General features: G+C 73.6%; 20 protein-coding genes. 11 read left to right on the plus strand and 9 right to left on the minus strand.

Annotated features, from left to right (window positions below; translation table 11 throughout):
* Window positions 1-72 precede the first annotated feature (72 nt).
* Window positions 73-1,041, plus strand: coding sequence for an ATP-binding cassette domain-containing protein (locus tag AB5J73_RS43575; protein ID WP_370965251.1), 969 nt, complete (start codon window positions 73-75; stop codon window positions 1,039-1,041).
* Window positions 1,038-1,841: an ABC transporter permease gene (locus tag AB5J73_RS43580; protein WP_370965253.1), complete on the plus strand. Its 804-nt coding sequence runs from the start codon at window positions 1,038-1,040 to the stop codon at window positions 1,839-1,841. Before AB5J73_RS43575 ends, AB5J73_RS43580 begins: the two co-directional genes overlap by 4 nt.
* A gap of 21 nt (window positions 1,842-1,862) precedes the next feature.
* On the opposite strand, the gene AB5J73_RS43585 is transcribed toward AB5J73_RS43580, so the two are convergent.
* Both AB5J73_RS43585 and AB5J73_RS43590 read right to left on the minus strand, forming a co-directional pair.
* Window positions 1,863-2,321, minus strand: a complete 459-nt coding sequence (locus tag AB5J73_RS43585) for a nitroreductase/quinone reductase family protein (protein WP_370965255.1) — start codon at window positions 2,319-2,321, stop codon at window positions 1,863-1,865.
* Window positions 2,279-2,821 carry a DUF6069 family protein gene (locus AB5J73_RS43590; RefSeq protein WP_370965257.1) on the minus strand — a complete coding sequence of 181 codons (543 nt, stop codon included), beginning with the start codon at window positions 2,819-2,821 and terminating at the stop codon, window positions 2,279-2,281. The genes AB5J73_RS43585 and AB5J73_RS43590 overlap by 43 nt, the downstream gene beginning before the upstream one ends.
* Window positions 2,822-2,960: 139 nt before the next feature.
* On the opposite strand from AB5J73_RS43590, the gene AB5J73_RS43595 reads away from it, so the two are divergent.
* The 5 genes from AB5J73_RS43595 (at window position 2,961) to AB5J73_RS43615 (ending at window position 7,251) form a co-directional block, all read left to right on the plus strand.
* Window positions 2,961-4,742: a protein kinase gene (locus tag AB5J73_RS43595; protein ID WP_370965259.1), complete on the plus strand. Its 1,782-nt coding sequence runs from the start codon at window positions 2,961-2,963 to the stop codon at window positions 4,740-4,742.
* Between the two features lie 215 nt (window positions 4,743-4,957).
* Entirely contained in the window at window positions 4,958-5,245 is a 288-nt protein-coding gene (locus AB5J73_RS43600) for a hypothetical protein (protein ID WP_370965261.1), read from the plus strand.
* Between the two features lie 139 nt (window positions 5,246-5,384).
* On the plus strand, window positions 5,385-6,515 hold the full coding sequence (locus AB5J73_RS43605; RefSeq protein ID WP_370965263.1) for a C1 family peptidase: 1,131 nt from the start codon (window positions 5,385-5,387) through the stop codon (window positions 6,513-6,515).
* A 9-nt stretch (window positions 6,516-6,524) separates the two neighbouring features.
* Window positions 6,525-6,938, plus strand: a complete 414-nt coding sequence (locus AB5J73_RS43610) for a hypothetical protein (RefSeq protein ID WP_370965265.1) — start codon at window positions 6,525-6,527, stop codon at window positions 6,936-6,938.
* Window positions 6,939-6,942: 4 nt separating this feature from the next.
* A complete protein-coding gene (locus AB5J73_RS43615; protein WP_370965267.1) occupies window positions 6,943-7,251 on the plus strand; it encodes a protease inhibitor I42 family protein in 309 nt (102 codons plus the stop codon).
* Here AB5J73_RS43615 and AB5J73_RS43620 read toward each other — a convergent pair.
* Complete coding sequence (locus AB5J73_RS43620) at window positions 7,248-7,571, minus strand: STAS domain-containing protein (protein ID WP_370965269.1); 324 nt, start codon at window positions 7,569-7,571, stop codon at window positions 7,248-7,250. The two genes, AB5J73_RS43615 and AB5J73_RS43620, sit on opposite strands and share 4 nt — an antisense overlap.
* Before the next feature lie 251 nt (window positions 7,572-7,822).
* Here AB5J73_RS43620 and AB5J73_RS43625 point away from each other — a divergent pair, with 251 nt between their 5' ends.
* The gene (locus AB5J73_RS43625) at window positions 7,823-9,031 is read left to right on the plus strand and encodes a glycosyltransferase (RefSeq protein WP_370965271.1); all 1,209 of its coding nucleotides are present in this window, start codon (window positions 7,823-7,825) and stop codon (window positions 9,029-9,031) included.
* Window positions 9,032-9,121: 90 nt separating this feature from the next.
* On the opposite strand, the gene AB5J73_RS43630 is transcribed toward AB5J73_RS43625, so the two are convergent.
* From AB5J73_RS43630 to AB5J73_RS43650, 5 genes are read right to left on the minus strand one after another with little or no spacing between them, the layout of a single operon-like run.
* A complete protein-coding gene (locus AB5J73_RS43630; protein ID WP_370965273.1) occupies window positions 9,122-9,316 on the minus strand; it encodes a ferredoxin in 195 nt (64 codons plus the stop codon).
* A complete protein-coding gene (locus AB5J73_RS43635; protein WP_370965275.1) occupies window positions 9,313-10,443 on the minus strand; it encodes an NADH-ubiquinone oxidoreductase-F iron-sulfur binding region domain-containing protein in 1,131 nt (376 codons plus the stop codon). Before AB5J73_RS43635 ends, AB5J73_RS43630 begins: the two co-directional genes overlap by 4 nt.
* The gene (locus AB5J73_RS43640) at window positions 10,440-11,009 is read right to left on the minus strand and encodes a ferric reductase-like transmembrane domain-containing protein (protein ID WP_370965277.1); all 570 of its coding nucleotides are present in this window, start codon (window positions 11,007-11,009) and stop codon (window positions 10,440-10,442) included. Before AB5J73_RS43640 ends, AB5J73_RS43635 begins: the two co-directional genes overlap by 4 nt.
* Window positions 11,006-12,178, minus strand: a complete 1,173-nt coding sequence (locus AB5J73_RS43645) for an FAD:protein FMN transferase (protein WP_370965279.1) — start codon at window positions 12,176-12,178, stop codon at window positions 11,006-11,008. The genes AB5J73_RS43640 and AB5J73_RS43645 overlap by 4 nt, the downstream gene beginning before the upstream one ends.
* A complete protein-coding gene (locus AB5J73_RS43650; protein WP_370965281.1) occupies window positions 12,175-12,441 on the minus strand; it encodes a hypothetical protein in 267 nt (88 codons plus the stop codon). Before AB5J73_RS43650 ends, AB5J73_RS43645 begins: the two co-directional genes overlap by 4 nt.
* A 236-nt stretch (window positions 12,442-12,677) precedes the next feature.
* On the opposite strand from AB5J73_RS43650, the gene AB5J73_RS43655 reads away from it, so the two are divergent.
* From AB5J73_RS43655 to AB5J73_RS43665, 3 genes are read left to right on the plus strand one after another with little or no spacing between them, the layout of a single operon-like run.
* Window positions 12,678-13,550 carry an alkaline phosphatase family protein gene (locus AB5J73_RS43655; protein WP_370965283.1) on the plus strand — a complete coding sequence of 291 codons (873 nt, stop codon included), beginning with the start codon at window positions 12,678-12,680 and terminating at the stop codon, window positions 13,548-13,550.
* A 5-nt stretch (window positions 13,551-13,555) separates the two neighbouring features.
* On the plus strand, window positions 13,556-14,800 hold the full coding sequence (locus AB5J73_RS43660; protein ID WP_370965285.1) for an MFS transporter: 1,245 nt from the start codon (window positions 13,556-13,558) through the stop codon (window positions 14,798-14,800).
* The gene (locus AB5J73_RS43665) at window positions 14,797-15,777 is read left to right on the plus strand and encodes a hypothetical protein (RefSeq protein WP_370965287.1); all 981 of its coding nucleotides are present in this window, start codon (window positions 14,797-14,799) and stop codon (window positions 15,775-15,777) included. Before AB5J73_RS43660 ends, AB5J73_RS43665 begins: the two co-directional genes overlap by 4 nt.
* 3 nt (window positions 15,778-15,780) lie before the next feature.
* Here AB5J73_RS43665 and AB5J73_RS43670 read toward each other — a convergent pair whose 3' ends face one another.
* Complete coding sequence (locus AB5J73_RS43670; RefSeq protein WP_370965289.1) at window positions 15,781-16,179, minus strand: hypothetical protein; 399 nt, start codon at window positions 16,177-16,179, stop codon at window positions 15,781-15,783.
* Window position 16,180 lies beyond the last annotated feature (1 nt).

The raw sequence follows: 16,180 nt of genomic DNA on the forward strand, positions 1-16,180 counted from the left end.
TCCGGGAGAAACCCGGAGGACAAAGCGGACAATGTGGCCTAGCTTGTCGGTGTCATCGGAAGGGGAGCCGAAATGCCACAGCCGGAACCGGACGTCGCCGTCCAGGTACGCGGGCTCGTGAAGACCTACGGTTCGACGCGCGCGCTCGACGGCGTCGACCTCGACATCCCGGCCGGGCGCGTGCTCGGCCTGCTGGGCCCGAACGGGGCCGGGAAGACCACCACCGTCCGCATCCTGACCACGTTGCTGCGGCCGGACTCGGGCGAGGCGCGCGTGGCGGGCTACGACGTCCTGACCCAGCCCGACGAGGTCCGCCGGCGGATCGGGCTGTCCGGCCAGTACGCGGCCGTCGACGAGAACCTCACCGGGTTCGAGAACCTCTACATGGTCGGGCGGCTCTACGGCAGGCGGAAGGCGGCGGCCCGGTCCCGCGCCCGGGAGCTGCTCGCGCGGTTCGCCCTCGAGGAGGCCGCCGACCGGCCGGCGAAGGGGTATTCCGGCGGCATGCGGCGGCGGCTCGACCTCGCCGGCGCGCTGGTCGCGGAGCCCACCGTCGTCGTCCTCGACGAGCCGACGACCGGCCTCGACCCGGGCGGGCGCCTCGACACCTGGGGCGTCATCAAGGAGCTGGTCGCCGACGGCACGACCGTGCTGCTGACCACCCAGTACCTCGAAGAGGCCGACCAGCTCGCCGACTCGATCGTGGTCATCGACCACGGCCGGGTGATCGCCCGCGGCACGGCCGACGAGCTCAAGGCGCAGATCGGCGGCGAACGCCTGGAGCTGGTCGTCGCCTCCCCCGCCGACCTGCCGGCCACCCTCGAGGTGCTGCGCGAGGTCGGCACCGGCGACCCCTCGGGTGACGACCACACGCGGCGCGCGGAGATCCTCGTCGACACCGGCCCCAAGGCGCTCATCGAGGCCCTCCGGCGGCTCGACGCCCAGGGCATCGCCGTCCAGGACGTCGCCCTGCACCGGCCGACGCTGGACGACGTCTTCCTGTCCCTGACCGGTCACGGCGCCGAGGAGGCCGCGAAGTGAACGCGCTCGCGAAGGGCATCTCGGACGGCGGCATCATCACCTGGCGCAACCTGGTGAACGTCCGCCGCAACCCGGACTGGCTGATGGCCGCGACCCTGCAGCCGATCATGTTCGTGCTGCTGTTCGCCTACGTCTTCGGCAACGCGATCGGCGGCGACGCGGGCGGCGCGGCGTACCGCGAGTTCCTCATCGCGGGGATCTTCGCCCAGACGGTGGCGTTCAACTCGGCGTTCACCGTCATCGGCTTCGCGAACGACCTGCAGAAGGGCATCATCGACCGGTTCCGCTCGCTGCCGATGTCCCGGATCGCGGTGATCCTCGGCCGCACGACGTCGGACCTCGTGGTCAGCGTGGTGGCGCTCGTGGTGATGTCGCTGTGCGGGCTGATCGTCGGCTGGCGCATCCGCGGCAGCTTCTGGGACGCGCTGCTCGGCTACCTGGTGATGCTGATGTTCGCCTGGGCGCTGTCGTGGGTCGGCGCGCTGATCGGCCTCGCGGCGCGCAGCGTCGAGGTCGCGCAGAGCGCCGGGCTGATCTGGATGTTCCCGCTGAGCTTCATCTCCTCGGCGTTCGTCCCGACCCAGACCCTCCCGGGCTTCCTCAAGGCGATCGCGGACTGGAACCCGTTCACGGCGGTGATCAACGCGACCAGGGACCTGTTCGGCAACCGGTTCGGCGCCCCGCCGACGGGCTGGCCGGCCGAGCACGCGGCGCTGTACTCGATCGTGTGCTGCGTGGCGATCATCGCGGTCTTCGCCCCGCTGGCCACGGCCCGCTACCGGCGGGTGGCGAGCAAGTAGGACCGTCCGAAGAGGACCGCGTCAGTCCTCTTCGGACAGTTCGACGATCGGGATGACCCGGCGGGCCTGCCGGGCTTTCTCCCGGTGCTCGGCCAGGAACGGGTAGTGCTGCTCCAGCTCCGCCCACGTCCGCACGTAGTCCGCGCCCAGCAGCGGCAGCGCCTCGCCCGCGAACTCGCGGCCGTCGACCTCGACCCGCACCCGCGGGTCGTCGGCGAGGTTCAGGTACCAGTCCGGGTGCGCCGGCGCGCCGATGTTGGAGGCCACCACCAGCAGCCGGTCGCCGTCGCGGTGGACCATCATCGGGACCGTGCGGGGCTCGCCCGTGCGGCGGCCCGTCGTGGTCAGCAGCACCAGGCGCTCGCGGTGCATGCCCTCCACTTCGCCGCCCGCGCGGAACTGCCGGATCACGCGGCGGTTCGTCTCCTGGACGTCCATCAGCGGTCGTAGTACCGGGTCGGCGGCTCCTGCTGCGTCCACTGCTGCTGCGTCGGCGGCGGTGGCGTGTTCTTCTGGCTGCGCCGCCGGTGCAGGGTCCGGGCGCTGGCCGCCATGCTGTTCACCACCGCGGCGATGGCCAGGCCGAGCACCAGGTTGATCACGGCCGTCGCGATCTTCGCACTCGGGGCCACCGTGAGGGTCAGCGGCAGCACCACGGCGATCAGCGTGACGAGCACCATGATCCAGCCGAAGAACTGGGACGGCGCCGGTGTCGCCACGCTCAGCAGGTGCATCAGCCCGGTGGCGAGCAGGGCCACCGCGGCGGCGACCAGCGCGTACGTCGTGGTGCTCGCGTTGCCCCAGACGCCTTCGCCTTTTGGGGCGAGCACTTCGACCTCGAAGATGCCCCGCGCGATCAGCAGCCCGACCACCGCGAGCAGGGCCGCGACCACCGCCGTCGCGACGCCGCCCGCCCACAGCCGGCGCGCGTCGATCCCCGGACGGACGTCCTGGGGCTGGTTCCCGTAGTAGTCGGCCATCAGAGCCTTCCTAGGTCGGCTGCGCCTCTCCCGTCGATTGTCCCCCGTTTCGGCCCCGGCCGCGATCTGCGCCGCAACGGCCGTGGATTTCGTGATCTTCCGACGTTTGCCGTTCACGCGTCCGGGGTACTTGGCGCCCGTGGCCGACGAAGCCGGGAGAACGGGGCGCCCGACGGCGGGCAGCTCGGACGACGTCACGTGCGCGCGCTACGCGCTGGGTGATTTCACCACCGCCCCGCGCCGGGCGCCGGACGACGAGCTGCCGCCGGGCCTGCTGGCCGGCCGCTACGAGGTCGGCAGGCTGATCGGCAGCGGCGGCACGGCACGCGTCTACCGGGCCTACGACGTCCGGCTGGACCGCGAGGTCGCCGTCAAGATCTACGACGGGGACGCGCTCCCGGTGGACCAGCGGCGGCGGCTGCGCGAGACGACCATCCAGGCCAGCATCAGCCACCCCGGCGTGGTGGCGCTGCTCGACAGCGGCAGCGAGCACGGCCGGACCTTCCTGGTGATGCAGCTGGTGGAGGGCGAAAACCTGGCGGAGCGCCTCCTCGGCGGCCCGATGCCGGTGGCGGAGGTGACGGCACTGGCGGACGGCCTCGCCGAGGCACTGGCCCACGTCCACGCGCGCCGCATCGTCCACCGCGACCTGAAGCCGGCCAACGTGTTCCTGTCCGCGGCCGGCCCGCTGATCGGCGACTTCGGCATCGCGCACGCCCTCGACACGACGCACATCACGGGCACGGGCGTGGTCCCGGGCACGGCGGCCTACCTGGCCCCGGAGCAGGTCAGCGGCGAACCGGCGGGCCCACCGGCGGACGTGTACGCACTGGGCCTGATCCTCCTGGAGTGCCTGACGGGCGAGCGCGAGTACGCGGGCACGATGGTCGAGGCGGCGATGGCGAGGCTCACCCGGCCCCCGCGGATCCCGGCGGACGTGCCGGACTCGCTGGCCCACACGCTGCGCCGGATGACCCGCCGCGAGCCGTCCGACCGCCCGACGGCGGAGGAGGTCCGGCGGCTACTGCACGCCCCGGCGCCGGTGACCGCGCTGCGCCGGCCGCGGTGGCGGCGCCGGCTGGCGGCAGTGGCGCCTGCAGAGGCCTTCGCGGCGGGTGCCGGTTCGGCCGTCGATGCGGGAGGCAGCGACCGGTCGGGCGTCGCGCAGCCCGACCATGGCACCGCCGACGCCGGGCCGGCCGCCAAGGCGGGAGCGCCCGCCGACACGACGGGCGGCAGCCACGACCCAGGCGCCCAGCTCCACCACCGCGCCGCCGACGCCGGCCTGGCCGCCGACTCGGCGCAAGGCAGCCAGCAGCCGAGCGGCGCCCCACCTCACCACCGCACCGCCGACGCCGGGCTGGCCGCTGCCGCAGCGCAAGGCACCCACCAGCCGAGCAGCGCCCAACCCCACCACCGCACCACCGACACCGGGCCAGCCGCCGATGCCGCGCAAGGCGGCCACCACCCGAGCAGCGCCCAGCCCCACCACTCCGCCACCGGGAGCAGCGCGGCCGCGGGGTCCGCGCACCTCAAGACCGCCGTCCTCGCCAAGCCGGCTGCCGATCCCCGGCCCGCACGGCGCCGTCGGCTGGCCGTCGCCGGGGTGCTGGCCGTGCTCACCGTCGCCGGTCTCTCCGCCGCTCTGCTCACCACGGACGGCGCCGAAACCACCACCCCCGCCCAGCCGCCCGCACCCGTGGCGACCTCGCCGTCCCCCACCTCCGCTCCGCTCGCCGACCGGGGCAGCCCCGATCCGCAGCCGCCCGCGTCGTCGGTCGGGTCGCCGTCGCTCGAGCCGGCCGCCGTCACCCGCGAGACGCCCACCCGCCCGGCTCCGCCCACCACCAAGCCCGGCAAGACCGGGAAGGGCGAGACCCGGGGCAAGGGGAAGGGTCCCGGCGGCCACGACGACACCTGAGCGGGACCTCCGGCGCGCGGATCCGGGCCGAACGGCCCTGGTGCCGAAAAGCGTCCGAAACAACGACGAAGCGCCTTTCGTGAATTCGGACTCGAAGCAATAACGACCGGTAACCGCGACGCCTCCCACCTCGACACATCCGGTGTGCCGAACGAGCGGGCACCATCGCCGGGAATCCCCGTCCCGGCCGGTTCGACGAAATTCCGGAGGTCTGGATGACTGTCCACGCTGCCCTCGCGCGGCCCGTTTCCCACACCCCGCGCGGGCGGCACGCCAAGCCGCGTCCGCGGTGGCACCGGGTCACCGTCCGGGCGGTTTTCGCGGCCGCGGTGCTGATCACCGCCGGGGTCATCTGGCCGCCGGCGGTGCTCGCCGTGCTCGTGCTGCTCGGGGCGGGCGCAAAACTGCGGACCGCCGGCCGGAAGATCGACACCATCTTCGCCGAAGAACTGGGCCCCGTGGAAACAGTTTCCGAAATCGCCGACCGCGTCGAGATTTCTTGACCGATCACCATTTCACGAGTCGCCACAAAACTGCTCCTCGGCAAAAGGATGACCTCTCTGGTGACCATCGCCGCGGCCGGAGTACAACCGGTCGAGCACGGCCACCGCCGCGTGAGGCGTCGAAGATTGGGGAGTCATCATGGCCGATCCCGGAACCCCCGCGTCACCGGTCGAACTGGACCGGGTCCGCACCGAGCTCGCCGCGCAGGGCCATCCCTGGGTCACGGGCGAGAACTCCATGACCATCCTCGAAGAAGACCAGCGCCGCCACCGGCTGGGGGTCCCGCTGCCGCCGGAATCCGAACGGCGTGAACTCGAATCGGCGGCGAAATCCCTCGCCCAGGGTGAAGCCGCCCGCGCCACCGCCGTTTCCGGGGCCGGCGCCGCCGCGCAGTTCGACAGCCGCAACGCGGGCGGCAGCAACTACGTCACCCCGGTCAAGGACCAGGGCGACTGCGGTTCCTGCGTTTCCTTCGGCACCGCCGCCACCATCGAGACGGTCGCCGCGTTCACCCGCGGGCAGCCCGGCCTGCAGCTCGACCTGTCCGAAGCGCACCTGTTCTACACCCACGGCGCGAACGACGGCGCGACCTGCGACACCGGCTGGATGCCCGAGCGGGCGCTGAAGTTCTGCCACGACGTCGGCATCACCTACGAGGACTACTTCCCGTACAGCCCGCGCAACCGCTCCGGCGCCAAGCTGAACGCCGACTGGCCGAACCGGCTCGCGACCACGCCGTCGTACACGTCGCTGACCGGCAACCCCGCGGCGATGAAGGAGCAGCTGGCGGCCCGCGGCGCGCTCGTCGCGTGCTTCCTGGTGTACCAGGACTTCTTCTCCTACAAGAGCGGCGTCTACCGGCACGTCACCGGCTCGCTCGCCGGCGGCCACTGCGTGACGCTCGTCGGCTACGACGACAGCCAGGGCTGCTGGATCGCGAAGAACAGCTGGAGCACCAACTGGGGCGACGGCGGCTTCTTCCGGATCGCCTACGGCGAATGCGGCATCGAGACCTGGCAGGTCGAGCAGGTCGGCGCGGTGAACCTGCGCTCGTGGACCGGCTCGACGTCGGTGCTCGGCCTGTGGAGCAACGACCAGGACCGCAACACCTGGGCGTACCTGCAGAACATGGGCTGGCTGCACCTGGCCGCCGACGACGAAGTGATCAACAAGGCGATGCTGATCGAGCTGATCGCCGCGAAGCAGGGTGGCCGTCCGGTCAACGCGTTCAACAACAACGGCACGATCATCGAGACCTACGTCTTCTAGGAGCCCGCGATGGCCGCATCGACCAGCCCGTCCAGCGCTCCCGCGGCGGTGGCCCCGGCCGCCAGCCCGGACAACGCGCCCCAGCCCCTCACCCCCGACCAGCTCAACGCGGCGACCACCACCGTCACCGCCGAGCCGGCCGCCGAACCGGCGCTGAGCCCGCCGGGTGCCCCGCAGACCGCGGCTCCGATCACCACCGCCGCGGCCTGGCAGTCGAACAAGAAGGTGCTCGCCCTCTGGACCAACAACGCCGACCGCAACGGCTACGCCTTCGTCGACGGTGTCGGCTGGAAACGCCTCGCGACGAACAGCGACAGCGTGCACGAGGCGCTGCTGATGCTCGCCACGTCGGCGAAACTGGGCGGCTCGGTCACCTACCCCGAGGCCGCCGACGGCCGGATCCACGAGATCTACCTGTGGTGAGCCCGTGCGGGTGATCACGCTCGAAGCCGACGGCGCGGCGGCGGACGTCGCGCCCGGCGAGCGGCTGGAGCTGCGCCTGCCCGAGAACGCGGGTACCGGCTACCAGTGGGTGCTCGATGGCCCGGAACCGCCGCTGCGAGTGGTCGAAGAGACCCTCCACCCGGTGGCGGACCGGGCCGGCGGCACCGGCGAACACCGGTTCGTGCTGCACGCGGACGGGCCGGGTGAGACGACGCTGGTCGCCCGGCACGCGCGGTCGTGGGCACCGGACAGCGAGCTGCGCCGCTTCCGGATCACCGTCCGGGTCCGCTAACCGGCGTCCTGCCAGGGCTCGAAGCTGCGCAGGAGCAGCCGGACCTGGGCGGGGTCCGTGATGACGGCTTCGACGCCGCGCGGCATCGCGATGATCAGCTGGGTCTCGCGGGCGGCGCAGCCCGCCGCCGTCGCGGCCAGGACCGCGATGCCGCCGCCGTCGACGGCCGTCGCCTGCACGAGGTCCACGACCACGCGGCGGACGTCCGCGGCGAAAGCGTCTTCGATCGCCTGGTGGTAGGTGGGGGCCAAACCGCCGTCGAAGATCCCGTCGACGGACAGGATGACCTCGTCTCCGAGGAGAACGCTGCGAAGTGTCATCGTGACCTCCTGCCGACCGGGTTTTTCCCCACCGGGTCCGGGTTCGGTCATCAAAGGTTACGTCAGGACACCGGGCGGGCGCAGGCTGAGCGGGCCGGAAGAGCACACCGGAAGCAGCACGATCGGAAGTCGAAGAGGACACGCGCGTCCCTCTCCCCATTCAACTGTATAGCGGACACCGGGGCTTGCGGCAAGGCCAGGGCGCGGGTCCACAATTCGGGCTCACCATTTTCCAGTGAGGGGAATTCTCCATGCGCGTGCTGCTGTCCACGATCGGCTCGCGGGGCGAAGTGCAGCCGGTGGTGGCGCTGGCCTCGGAACTGAGAGCCCTCGGGCAGGACGTCCGGCTGTGCGTGCCGCCCGACTTCCGGGACTGGCTCGACGAGCTCGGGTTCGACGTCGTGCCGATCGGCCCGCCCCTGCGCGGAACCGCGTCGGAGCACCGGGTTCCGCCGACGCCGGACCAGATCCGCACGGCGGCCGAGGACACCGTGACGACCCAGTTCGAGACGATCGGAGCGGCGGCCGAGGGCTGCGACGTCCTGGTCGCCGCCGGTGCCCTGCAGTTCGCCGCCCGCTCGGTCGCCGAGCGGCGCGGCGCCGCTTACGTCTACGCGAGTTTCTGCCCGATCACCCTGCCGTCGGATTCGCACGCGCCGCCGCCGATGCCGTGGCGGTCGCCCGGAAAGGCGGAAAACCGCGCCCTTTGGGCCGAAGACGCGGACCGCTGGAACACGTTCTTCGGCCGCCGGGTCGACGAACACCGCGCGGCGGCCGGCCAGCCGCCCGTCGCCGACCTGCCGGCGCACGTGTTCTCCGGCCGGCCCTGGCTCGCGGCCGACGCGGCGCTGGCACCGTGGCCCGAGCCGGGCGACGCCCACGTCGTCCAGACGGGCGCGTGGACCTGGCCGGACGAACGGCCGCTGCCGCCCGGGCTGGCGGAGTTCCTCGACGCGGGCGAGCCGCCGGTGTACTTCGGGTTCGGCAGCATGCGCGCCCCGGGCGAGCTCGCCGAGGCGATGCTGGCGTCGGCCCGCGCGCACGGCCGCCGCGCGGTCATCGCCCGCGGCTGGGCGGACCTCGCCGCGCCCGCCGGGCACCCGGACTGCTTCGGCGTCGGCGAGGTCAACCAGCAGGCGCTGTTCCGCCGGGTGGCGGCGGTCGTCCACCACGGCGGCGCGGGCACGACCACGACGGCGGCCCGCGCGGGCGCGCCGCAGGTGGTGGTGCCCCAGATGTACGACCAGCACTACTTCGCCGGCCGCGTCCGCACCCTGGGCCTCGGCGCGGCGACGGAACCGGGCGTGCCGACCACTTCGGCGCTGACTTCGGCGCTGGAGGTCGCGCTGCGCCCGGCGGTGGCCGCCCGCGCGCGCCGGTTCGCGGGCGAGGTCCGCACGGACGGCGCGAGCGTGGCGGCGAGCCACCTGCTGGCCACGGCGCCGCTCACGTCCGCCTGAGGGTGTCGGTTTCCCGGGGCGCCGTTCGTCGGCCGGACGAACACGGCGGTGCCCGCGCGGTCGAGGCCGGCCGGCGCGCGGTGCGCCGGGTTACGCCTTCCGCAGCCGCAACGCCAACGCCGGGCACGCGGCCGCCGCGCGGCGGGCCTCCGCCGCCAGTTCCGGGGGTAGGGGTCCGTTCGCCAGTACCGGGTACCCCCACTCGTCGAGCCGGACGACCTCCGGCAGCAGGTCCGCGCACAAGCCGTGCCCGCGGCAGCCGATCGGATCCACCGTGAGCTTCACGCCACTCCCTCCAGCACCCGGCACCGGCCGCCGGCCTGGTGCGTGGTCACGTCCGCGCCGAACGTGCGCAGCGCGCTCGCCGCCAGGCGGGCCGCGCCGTCCGGGTGGGCGCACGCGCCGCGGCCGGTGAGCAGCGGGAGGCGGTGGGCCAGCCGGTGCACCGACGGGCCGCCCCGGACCAGCTCCGCGAAGTCCGCCGCGATCGACGGCAGGCCGAACATGCACGGGCCGCACTGCCGGGCCGACTCCGCCGCGAGGAACGCCAGCACCTTCGCCGTGTACTCGAGGCCGCACGCGCTGGCCGGCAGCGCGTAGACCGCCGGGATCCCCGACAGCCCGAGGCGCAGGTCGGTCGTCCAGGTACCGCCGTAGCCGCCGACGAGCACCGCCTGCACCGGCTCGGTTTCGCCGCCGGCCGCGGCCAGCACCGCCGTCAGGGACGGCCCCGCGGGCAGCTCGACGACACCCGGCTGCCGGACCGCGCCGGTCACCGTGACCAGGTCCGTGCGCGCGGCGCGGTAGTGGTGCGGGCCGAGCAGCACCACCGAAGCGAGCTGCGCCAGGGTTTCGACGTTGTCCACCAGCGTCGGGCGGCCGCGCACCCCGCGCTCGGCGGGCCGCGGCTCCTTGCCGAGCGGCCGCGCGTCGCCGGAGGTCAGGTAGTGGACGAGCGCGCTCTCCTCGCTGGCGACGTACCGGCGCGGGACCTCCGCGATCCGCACCGGCACGTGGTCGTCGCGCTCGGCCAGCGCCGCGGTCACGCTCGGCAGCACCGGACTGCCCGCGTGCACGCACAGCACGGTTTCGGTGGCGCCGACGGCGTGCGCGGCGAGCTGCAGGCCGTCCAGGACGAGGTGTGGCGCGAGAGTCAGCAGCGCCGCGTCCTTCCGGCTCAGCGGGTCGCCTTCGCAGCCGTTCGCGACGACGATCGAGCGCCGCGACCGGGCCGCGCGCAGCTTCACCGCCGTCGGGAAGCCACCGCCGCCCCGGCCGCGCAAGCCGGCCGCTTCGACGGCTTCCACCAGCCGGTCGCGGCCGTCGTCGCCGTGGTAGGCGACCCACGGGACGACGCCGTTGCGGCGCCGGTGCCCGGCCAGGTCGAGCCGGTGCGGGGGCAGGATGCTCATCGGGTGCCTCCCAGCGGCGAGAGCTTGCGGGTTTCGGTGTCGGCGTGCTTCACGCCGGCGCGGTAGGCGACGGCGCCGAGCACGGCCACCGCGCACAGCACGTCGAGCGCGACGATCCAGCCGCGCGCGGCGTCGTCCTCGGCCATGCCGATGCCGTGCACCAGTGCGACCGGCCAGCACAGGTAGGCCAGCCAGTGCACGGCGCGCCACACGCGGGCGGGCAGGCGGGTCCGGACCAGGCTGGTGACGACGATCGCGAGCAGCAGGTCGATCGCGACGGCGCCGAGGCCCACCCAGAACGGCTGGTAGCCCGCGCCGAACGGGAGCACGACGTCCAGCCAGCTCAGCGAGACGTAGCCGTCGAGGATCGCCGTCGCGATGTGCGCGGCGAGGAAGGCGAGACTGGTCAGCGCGAGGTTCCGGTGCACCGCGGCGATCGTGAACCGCGGCCACGCGGGCGTCGCGAACCGGCCGGCGCCGAGCGCGCCGAGCACGACGACGCCGGTGAAGAGCACCAGCGAGACGAGCCCGGTCGCGCGGCTGAAGTACCAGACGGCGGCGCTCACGACGGCCACCCCGGAGTGGTGACGACGTCGCCGCCGAGGCCGACGAGCCGCGCGGGGAGCCGCCGCCGTGCCAGCCACTCCGGCGCGCCGGTCCCGAGGACGACGGCCGCGGTGGCGGCGGTGTTGGCGTCCACAGTGGACTTCGCGGCGACGGTCACGGTGCGCCAGCGGGGTTCCGGCACGTCCCCGGTGCGCGGGTCGACGATGTGGTGCACCGTCCGGCCGCCCCGCCGCCAGCGCCGCCGGGTGATCCCGGAACTGGCCAGGGCGAAGTCCCGGTGCAGCGCGACGGTGGCGTCCGGGCGGGCGACGGCCCCGGCGTGGTCGTCGGCCAGCGCGACCTGCCACCCCCCGGCCGGCCCGCGCCCGGCGGCACGCAGGTCCCCGCCGAGGTTGACGAGGGTGCCGCAGCCGACGACGGAGTGGATCCGCCGCGCGGCCCGGTCGGCGGCGAGGGCTTTCGCGGTGGCGCCGAGGTCCAGGCGCACGCCGCGGGGCAGGACGACGAGGCGCTGCCCGGGGTCGAAGAGGACGCGGTGCCAGCCGGGCGCGGGGGTGGGCGGGGCGAAGTCACCGGTGTCCGCGGCGGGTTCGCCGGAGCGGGCCTGCCCGGCCGAACCCGGCTCGCCGATCGCGGCGGCGAGGTCGCGGCCGGAATCGCGGTCCTGCGAACACCCGGCCGCAGCGAACCCACCAGCGAAGCCGAACTCACACCCGGCGGCCTCGACCACGTCGAGATCGTACGAACGCCCGGCCGCGGCAAGCCCGCCGGCCGAACCGGGATCGTGCCCGGCCGAGCCGCCGTCCTGCGAACGCCCGGTCGCAGCGAAGCCGAACTCACGCCCCGCCACCTCGGCGAAGTCGCGGTCGTACCCCAGCTCCCGCACCGCCGCCCCCACCGTGGGGTCGACCAGCCCGTCGCTCACCCGGGCCGCCCGCAGTGCCACGCCCAGTGCCTCCGCCAGCAGCGGACCCACCCGCACCTGGCGGCCCGCGGTCTCGTGCAGCCGTGAGATCTCCGAGTCCGCGCGGAACCGGCTGCACGCCAGGTCGATCGCCGCCAGTTCCTCGTGCAGCAGCTCGGCCGCGGTGCTCAGCCGGGCCGGGTCCGTCACCACGACCTCCGCCGTGGTGCCCAGCGCACGGAACGCCGTCGCCGCGGTCGTCACGAGGCACCCGATCCCGTGTGCGCGGAACCGGAACCCGAACCGGAGCTCAGGCCGCTGTCCGGGGCCTGCAGCTGGTCCTGGTCACCGGAGGTCGTCGTGGTGGTCGTCGTGTCCTGCACGGTGTCCGCGTTCGCCGACGACAGGCCGAAGCCGATCGCGCCGGCGGCGGCCGCGCCCAGGAGCGCGGCCGCGGCCGTGGCCAGGGCGGCCTTGCGGCGGCCCCGTTCCCGGTGGGCGGTCCTGGCGTTCGTCGAGGGGTCCATGGGAACGAGTTTCGGCCGCGTTCCTTTGAGCGAGCTGGGAACGACCTGTCAACTCCCTGACCGGCCATTGTGGACACCTACCAAAGGAGGTTGACACCGGAAAGCCATTAACCCACTCTTTCCGTTGTCCGCCGAAGGTTCCCTGGTGTTCACCAACCGGACCACGACACGGCACGCAGCAGCCCTCCGGCGTGAGCATCATGAGGCGCCCGCACCCACCACACGCTGGAGGACCCATGATCCGCAAGCGGATCGTCGCCGTGTTCGCCACCGCCGCGCTCGTCACCGCAGGCGCGGTCACGGCCGCGGTCGTCACCCGGACGGCGGAGCCCGCCGTGCAGCCGGCCGCGGCGGCCGTGCCGGCGTTCGACCACATCGTCCTGGTGATGTTCGAGAACAAGAAGTACTCCTCGATCAACGGCAGTTCCAGCGCGCCCTACTTCAACACCCTCGCCTCGCAGAGCGCGAAGTTCACCAGTTCCTTCGCGATCACCCACCCGAGCCAGCCCAACTACGTCGCCCTCTTCTCGGGCGCGACGCAGGGCGTCACCGACGACAGCTGCCCCGCCAACCTCGGCGCGAAGGCCAACCTCGGCGAGCAGCTGATCGGCGCGGGCAAGACGTTCAAGGGCTACTCGGAAGCCATGCCCTCCGACGGCTACACCGGCTGTTCGAGCGGCACCTACCGCCGGAAGCACAACAGCTGGGTCGACTTCTCGAACGTCCCCGCCGCCAGCAATGTCCGGTTCTCGAGCTTCCCGACGGACTTCACCCAGCTGCCGACCGTTTCGTTCGTTACGCCCGATATGTGCAACGACATGCACGACTGCAGCATCGGCACCGGTGACACCTGGCTGAAGAACCACCTCGACGCGTACGCGCAGTGGGCCAAGACCCACAACAGCCTGCTGATCACCACCTTCGACGAGGACAGCGGCACGTCGGTCAACCAGATCTTCACCAGCTTCACCGGCGCGCACGTCAAGGTCGGCAGCTACAGCGAATCGATCAACCACTACACCGTGCTGCGCACGATCGAGGCGTCCTACGGCCTGCCGGGCATCGGCGGCGCCGCGAGCAAGTCGCCGATCCTCGACGTCTGGCAGTAACCCGCGTGTACCTCTCCACCGTCGGCCGCCGAGAGCACGCCGCGAAGGGCAAGCTCTCGGCGGTCGGCGCGAACGTCTTCGCGCTCGGCGCGGTCAGCCTGGTCACCGACGTGTCCTCGGAGATGGTCACCGCGGTCCTGCCGGTCTACCTGGTGCTCGGCCTGGACCTCAGCCCCGCCGCGTACGGGCTGTTCGACGGCCTCTACACCGGCGCGACGGCGGTGCTGCGGATCGTCGGCGGGTACGTCGCCGACCGGGTCCGGCGGCGCAAGGTGGTGGCCGGCACGGGGTACGCGCTGTCCGCGGTCGCGAAGCTCGGTCTGCTCGCGGCCGGGGCGTCGGCGGCCGCGATCGGCGCGGTCATCACCCTCGACCGCACCGGCAAGGGCCTGCGGACAGCGCCGCGCGACGCGCTGATCACGTTGTCCGCGCCCGAACCGCTGCTCGGCCGGGCGTTCGGCGTGCACCGCGCGATGGACAGCGTGGGCGCGTTCGCCGGCCCGCTGGTCGCGCTCGCCGTGCTCGCCGCGGTCGGGGCCGCCGACCCCGGAGCCTTCGACGCCGTGTTCGTCGTCAGCTTCTGCATCGCCGCGATCGGCGTGCTGCTGCTGGTGCTGTTCGTCCGCGACCACCGGACCCCGCGGGCCGACCCGAAGGCGGTCTCGCCGCGCGCGGCGGTGGCCCTGCTGCGCGGCAGCGGCGTGCGGCGGCTGCTGGTGGCGGCGTGCGTGCTCGGGCTGGCCACGGTCGGCGACGGGTTCGTCTACCTGCTCCTGCAGCACGAGGAAGACATCGCCACCGGCTGGTTCCCGCTGCTGGCGGTCGGCACGAACCTCAGCTACCTGCTGCTCGCCGCGCCGCTGGGCGCGCTCGCCGACCGGATCGGGCGGCTACCGGTGGTGCTCGGCGGCTACGGCGCGCTGGCCGTCGTCTACCTGCTGCTGGCCGGGCCGGTGTCCGGGTGGCCGCTGATCGCCGCGGCGCTGGCGTTGTACGGCGCGTTCTACGCGGCGACCGACGGCGTGCTGATGGCGCTGGCCGGCCCGCTGCTGCCGGAGTCGTTGCGCACCACGGGGATCTCGCTCGTGCAGACCGTCCAGGCGCTCGCGTACTTCACCTCGTCCGTCCTCTTCGGACTGGCGTGGCAGTTCTGGGGCGCCGAGCTCGCGATCGGCGTCGCCGCGGGCGGGGCCGTGGTCGCGATCGGCGTGACGTTCGCCGTCCTCTCGCCCCGGAAGGCCACCGCATGAAGGTCCGGATCCTGATCGCCGTCGCCGGCGTGCTCGTGCTGGCCGGCGCGGCGGTCGCGTACGTCGGGTTCGCGAGCGCGCGCGGCCACGACGTCGCCGCGACCGGCGCGGTCAGCCTCTCCCCCGGCCCGCGGCTGCTCTTCCGCAGCACGGCCGACGCCGACCGCGGGCACGTCGCCACGGTGTCCGCCACCGACCCGGGCGGCCCGCGGACGGTCTCGCCGCTGGCGTGCTCGCGGGTGTACGCCGCCGGCGGCACCGGGCTCTGCCTGCGCCCGGACGGCGACCTGACCACCTACCAGCTGGTGGTGCTCGACGCGCGGCTGGCGTCGCAGCGGGAGATCCCGCTGGTCGGGCTGCCGAACCGGGCGCGGGTGTCGGCGGACGGGCGGATGCTCGCGTGGACGGTGTTCGTCACCGGGGATTCGTACAACGGCGGCATGTTCTCCACCCGCGCCGGCATCCTGGACACCGCGACCGGCGACCTGGCCGGCACGCTCGAGGACTACGCGGTGACCCTCGACGGCAAGCCGTACCAGGCGGCCGACCTCAACTTCTGGGGCGTCACGTTCACCGCCGACGACCGCCACTTCTACGCGACCATGTCGTCCGCCGGCCACCGCTACCTGGTCGCGGGCGACTTCGCCGCGCACACGATCCGCACGGTCCGGGAGAACGTCGAATGCCCGTCGCTGTCCCCGGACGGCACGCGGGTGGCGTTCAAGTCCGCCGTGGAAGGTGACCCGGCCCGCGGCTGGCGGCTGTCGGTGCTGGACCTGGCGGCCGCGAAGGTGACGCCGCTGGCGGAAACCCGCAGCGTCGACGACCAGCCGGCCTGGCTCGACGACCACACGATCGGCTACGGCGTGGCGCGGGCGCCGGGCCACTCGGACGTCTGGTCGGTCCCGGCGGACGGCACGGGCGCGCCCCGCCTGCTGATCCCGGAGGCGGAGTCGCCGGCCGCGCTCGGGCCGTAGCGGTCAGTCCAGCTTGCGGAGGCCGTCCAGGATGCGCCGCATGAGGTCGCTGTCCGGGGCCGCGAAGGCCAGCTGCGGGACCAGCTTGCGGCCCGCCGGGCGCGGGGGCGGGAGGGTGCGGGGCACCCGCCACGGCAGCCCGTCCAGCGACGACTCGCGACCCGTCTGCCGCGGGATCGGCAGGGTCGGCAGCGCGATCGTGCCCGCCTCCGCCAGCCGGCGCGCCGCCTGCTCGAAGCGCAGCCGCGCCTGGATGCCGGCCACCGTCCAGTCCGGCTCTTCGTCCGGCTCGTCGGGGCCGCGGAGCGGGCGCCGCTCGAGCGCGATCGCCCAGGCCGCGGCGGCCAGCGCGGGCAGCAGGAGGCCGGCCACGATGGCGAGGCCGGGCAGGTCCGCGGCCATC

This window comes from Amycolatopsis sp. cg9 (assembly GCF_041346945.1).
In the GTDB taxonomy this organism is placed as follows: domain Bacteria; phylum Actinomycetota; class Actinomycetes; order Mycobacteriales; family Pseudonocardiaceae; genus Amycolatopsis.

Bases quoted from the DNA above. Each gene is read 5' to 3' on its own strand.
- AB5J73_RS43575 (WP_370965251.1), top strand. From the start codon at position 73: ATGCCACAGCCGGAACCGGACGTCGCCGTCCAGGTACGCGGGCTCGTG.
- AB5J73_RS43590 (WP_370965257.1), bottom strand. From the start codon at position 2,821: ATGGCCGACTACTACGGGAACCAGCCCCAGGACGTCCGTCCGGGGATC.
- AB5J73_RS43600 (WP_370965261.1), top strand. From the start codon at position 4,958: ATGACTGTCCACGCTGCCCTCGCGCGGCCCGTTTCCCACACCCCGCGC.
- AB5J73_RS43605 (WP_370965263.1), top strand. From the start codon at position 5,385: ATGGCCGATCCCGGAACCCCCGCGTCACCGGTCGAACTGGACCGGGTC.
- AB5J73_RS43610 (WP_370965265.1), top strand. From the start codon at position 6,525: ATGGCCGCATCGACCAGCCCGTCCAGCGCTCCCGCGGCGGTGGCCCCG.
- AB5J73_RS43620 (WP_370965269.1), bottom strand. From the start codon at position 7,571: ATGACACTTCGCAGCGTTCTCCTCGGAGACGAGGTCATCCTGTCCGTC.
- AB5J73_RS43625 (WP_370965271.1), top strand. From the start codon at position 7,823: ATGCGCGTGCTGCTGTCCACGATCGGCTCGCGGGGCGAAGTGCAGCCG.
- AB5J73_RS43635 (WP_370965275.1), bottom strand. From the start codon at position 10,443: ATGAGCATCCTGCCCCCGCACCGGCTCGACCTGGCCGGGCACCGGCGC.
- AB5J73_RS43650 (WP_370965281.1), bottom strand. From the start codon at position 12,441: ATGGACCCCTCGACGAACGCCAGGACCGCCCACCGGGAACGGGGCCGC.
- AB5J73_RS43655 (WP_370965283.1), top strand. From the start codon at position 12,678: ATGATCCGCAAGCGGATCGTCGCCGTGTTCGCCACCGCCGCGCTCGTC.
- AB5J73_RS43665 (WP_370965287.1), top strand. From the start codon at position 14,797: ATGAAGGTCCGGATCCTGATCGCCGTCGCCGGCGTGCTCGTGCTGGCC.
- AB5J73_RS43670 (WP_370965289.1), bottom strand. From the start codon at position 16,179: ATGGCCGCGGACCTGCCCGGCCTCGCCATCGTGGCCGGCCTCCTGCTG.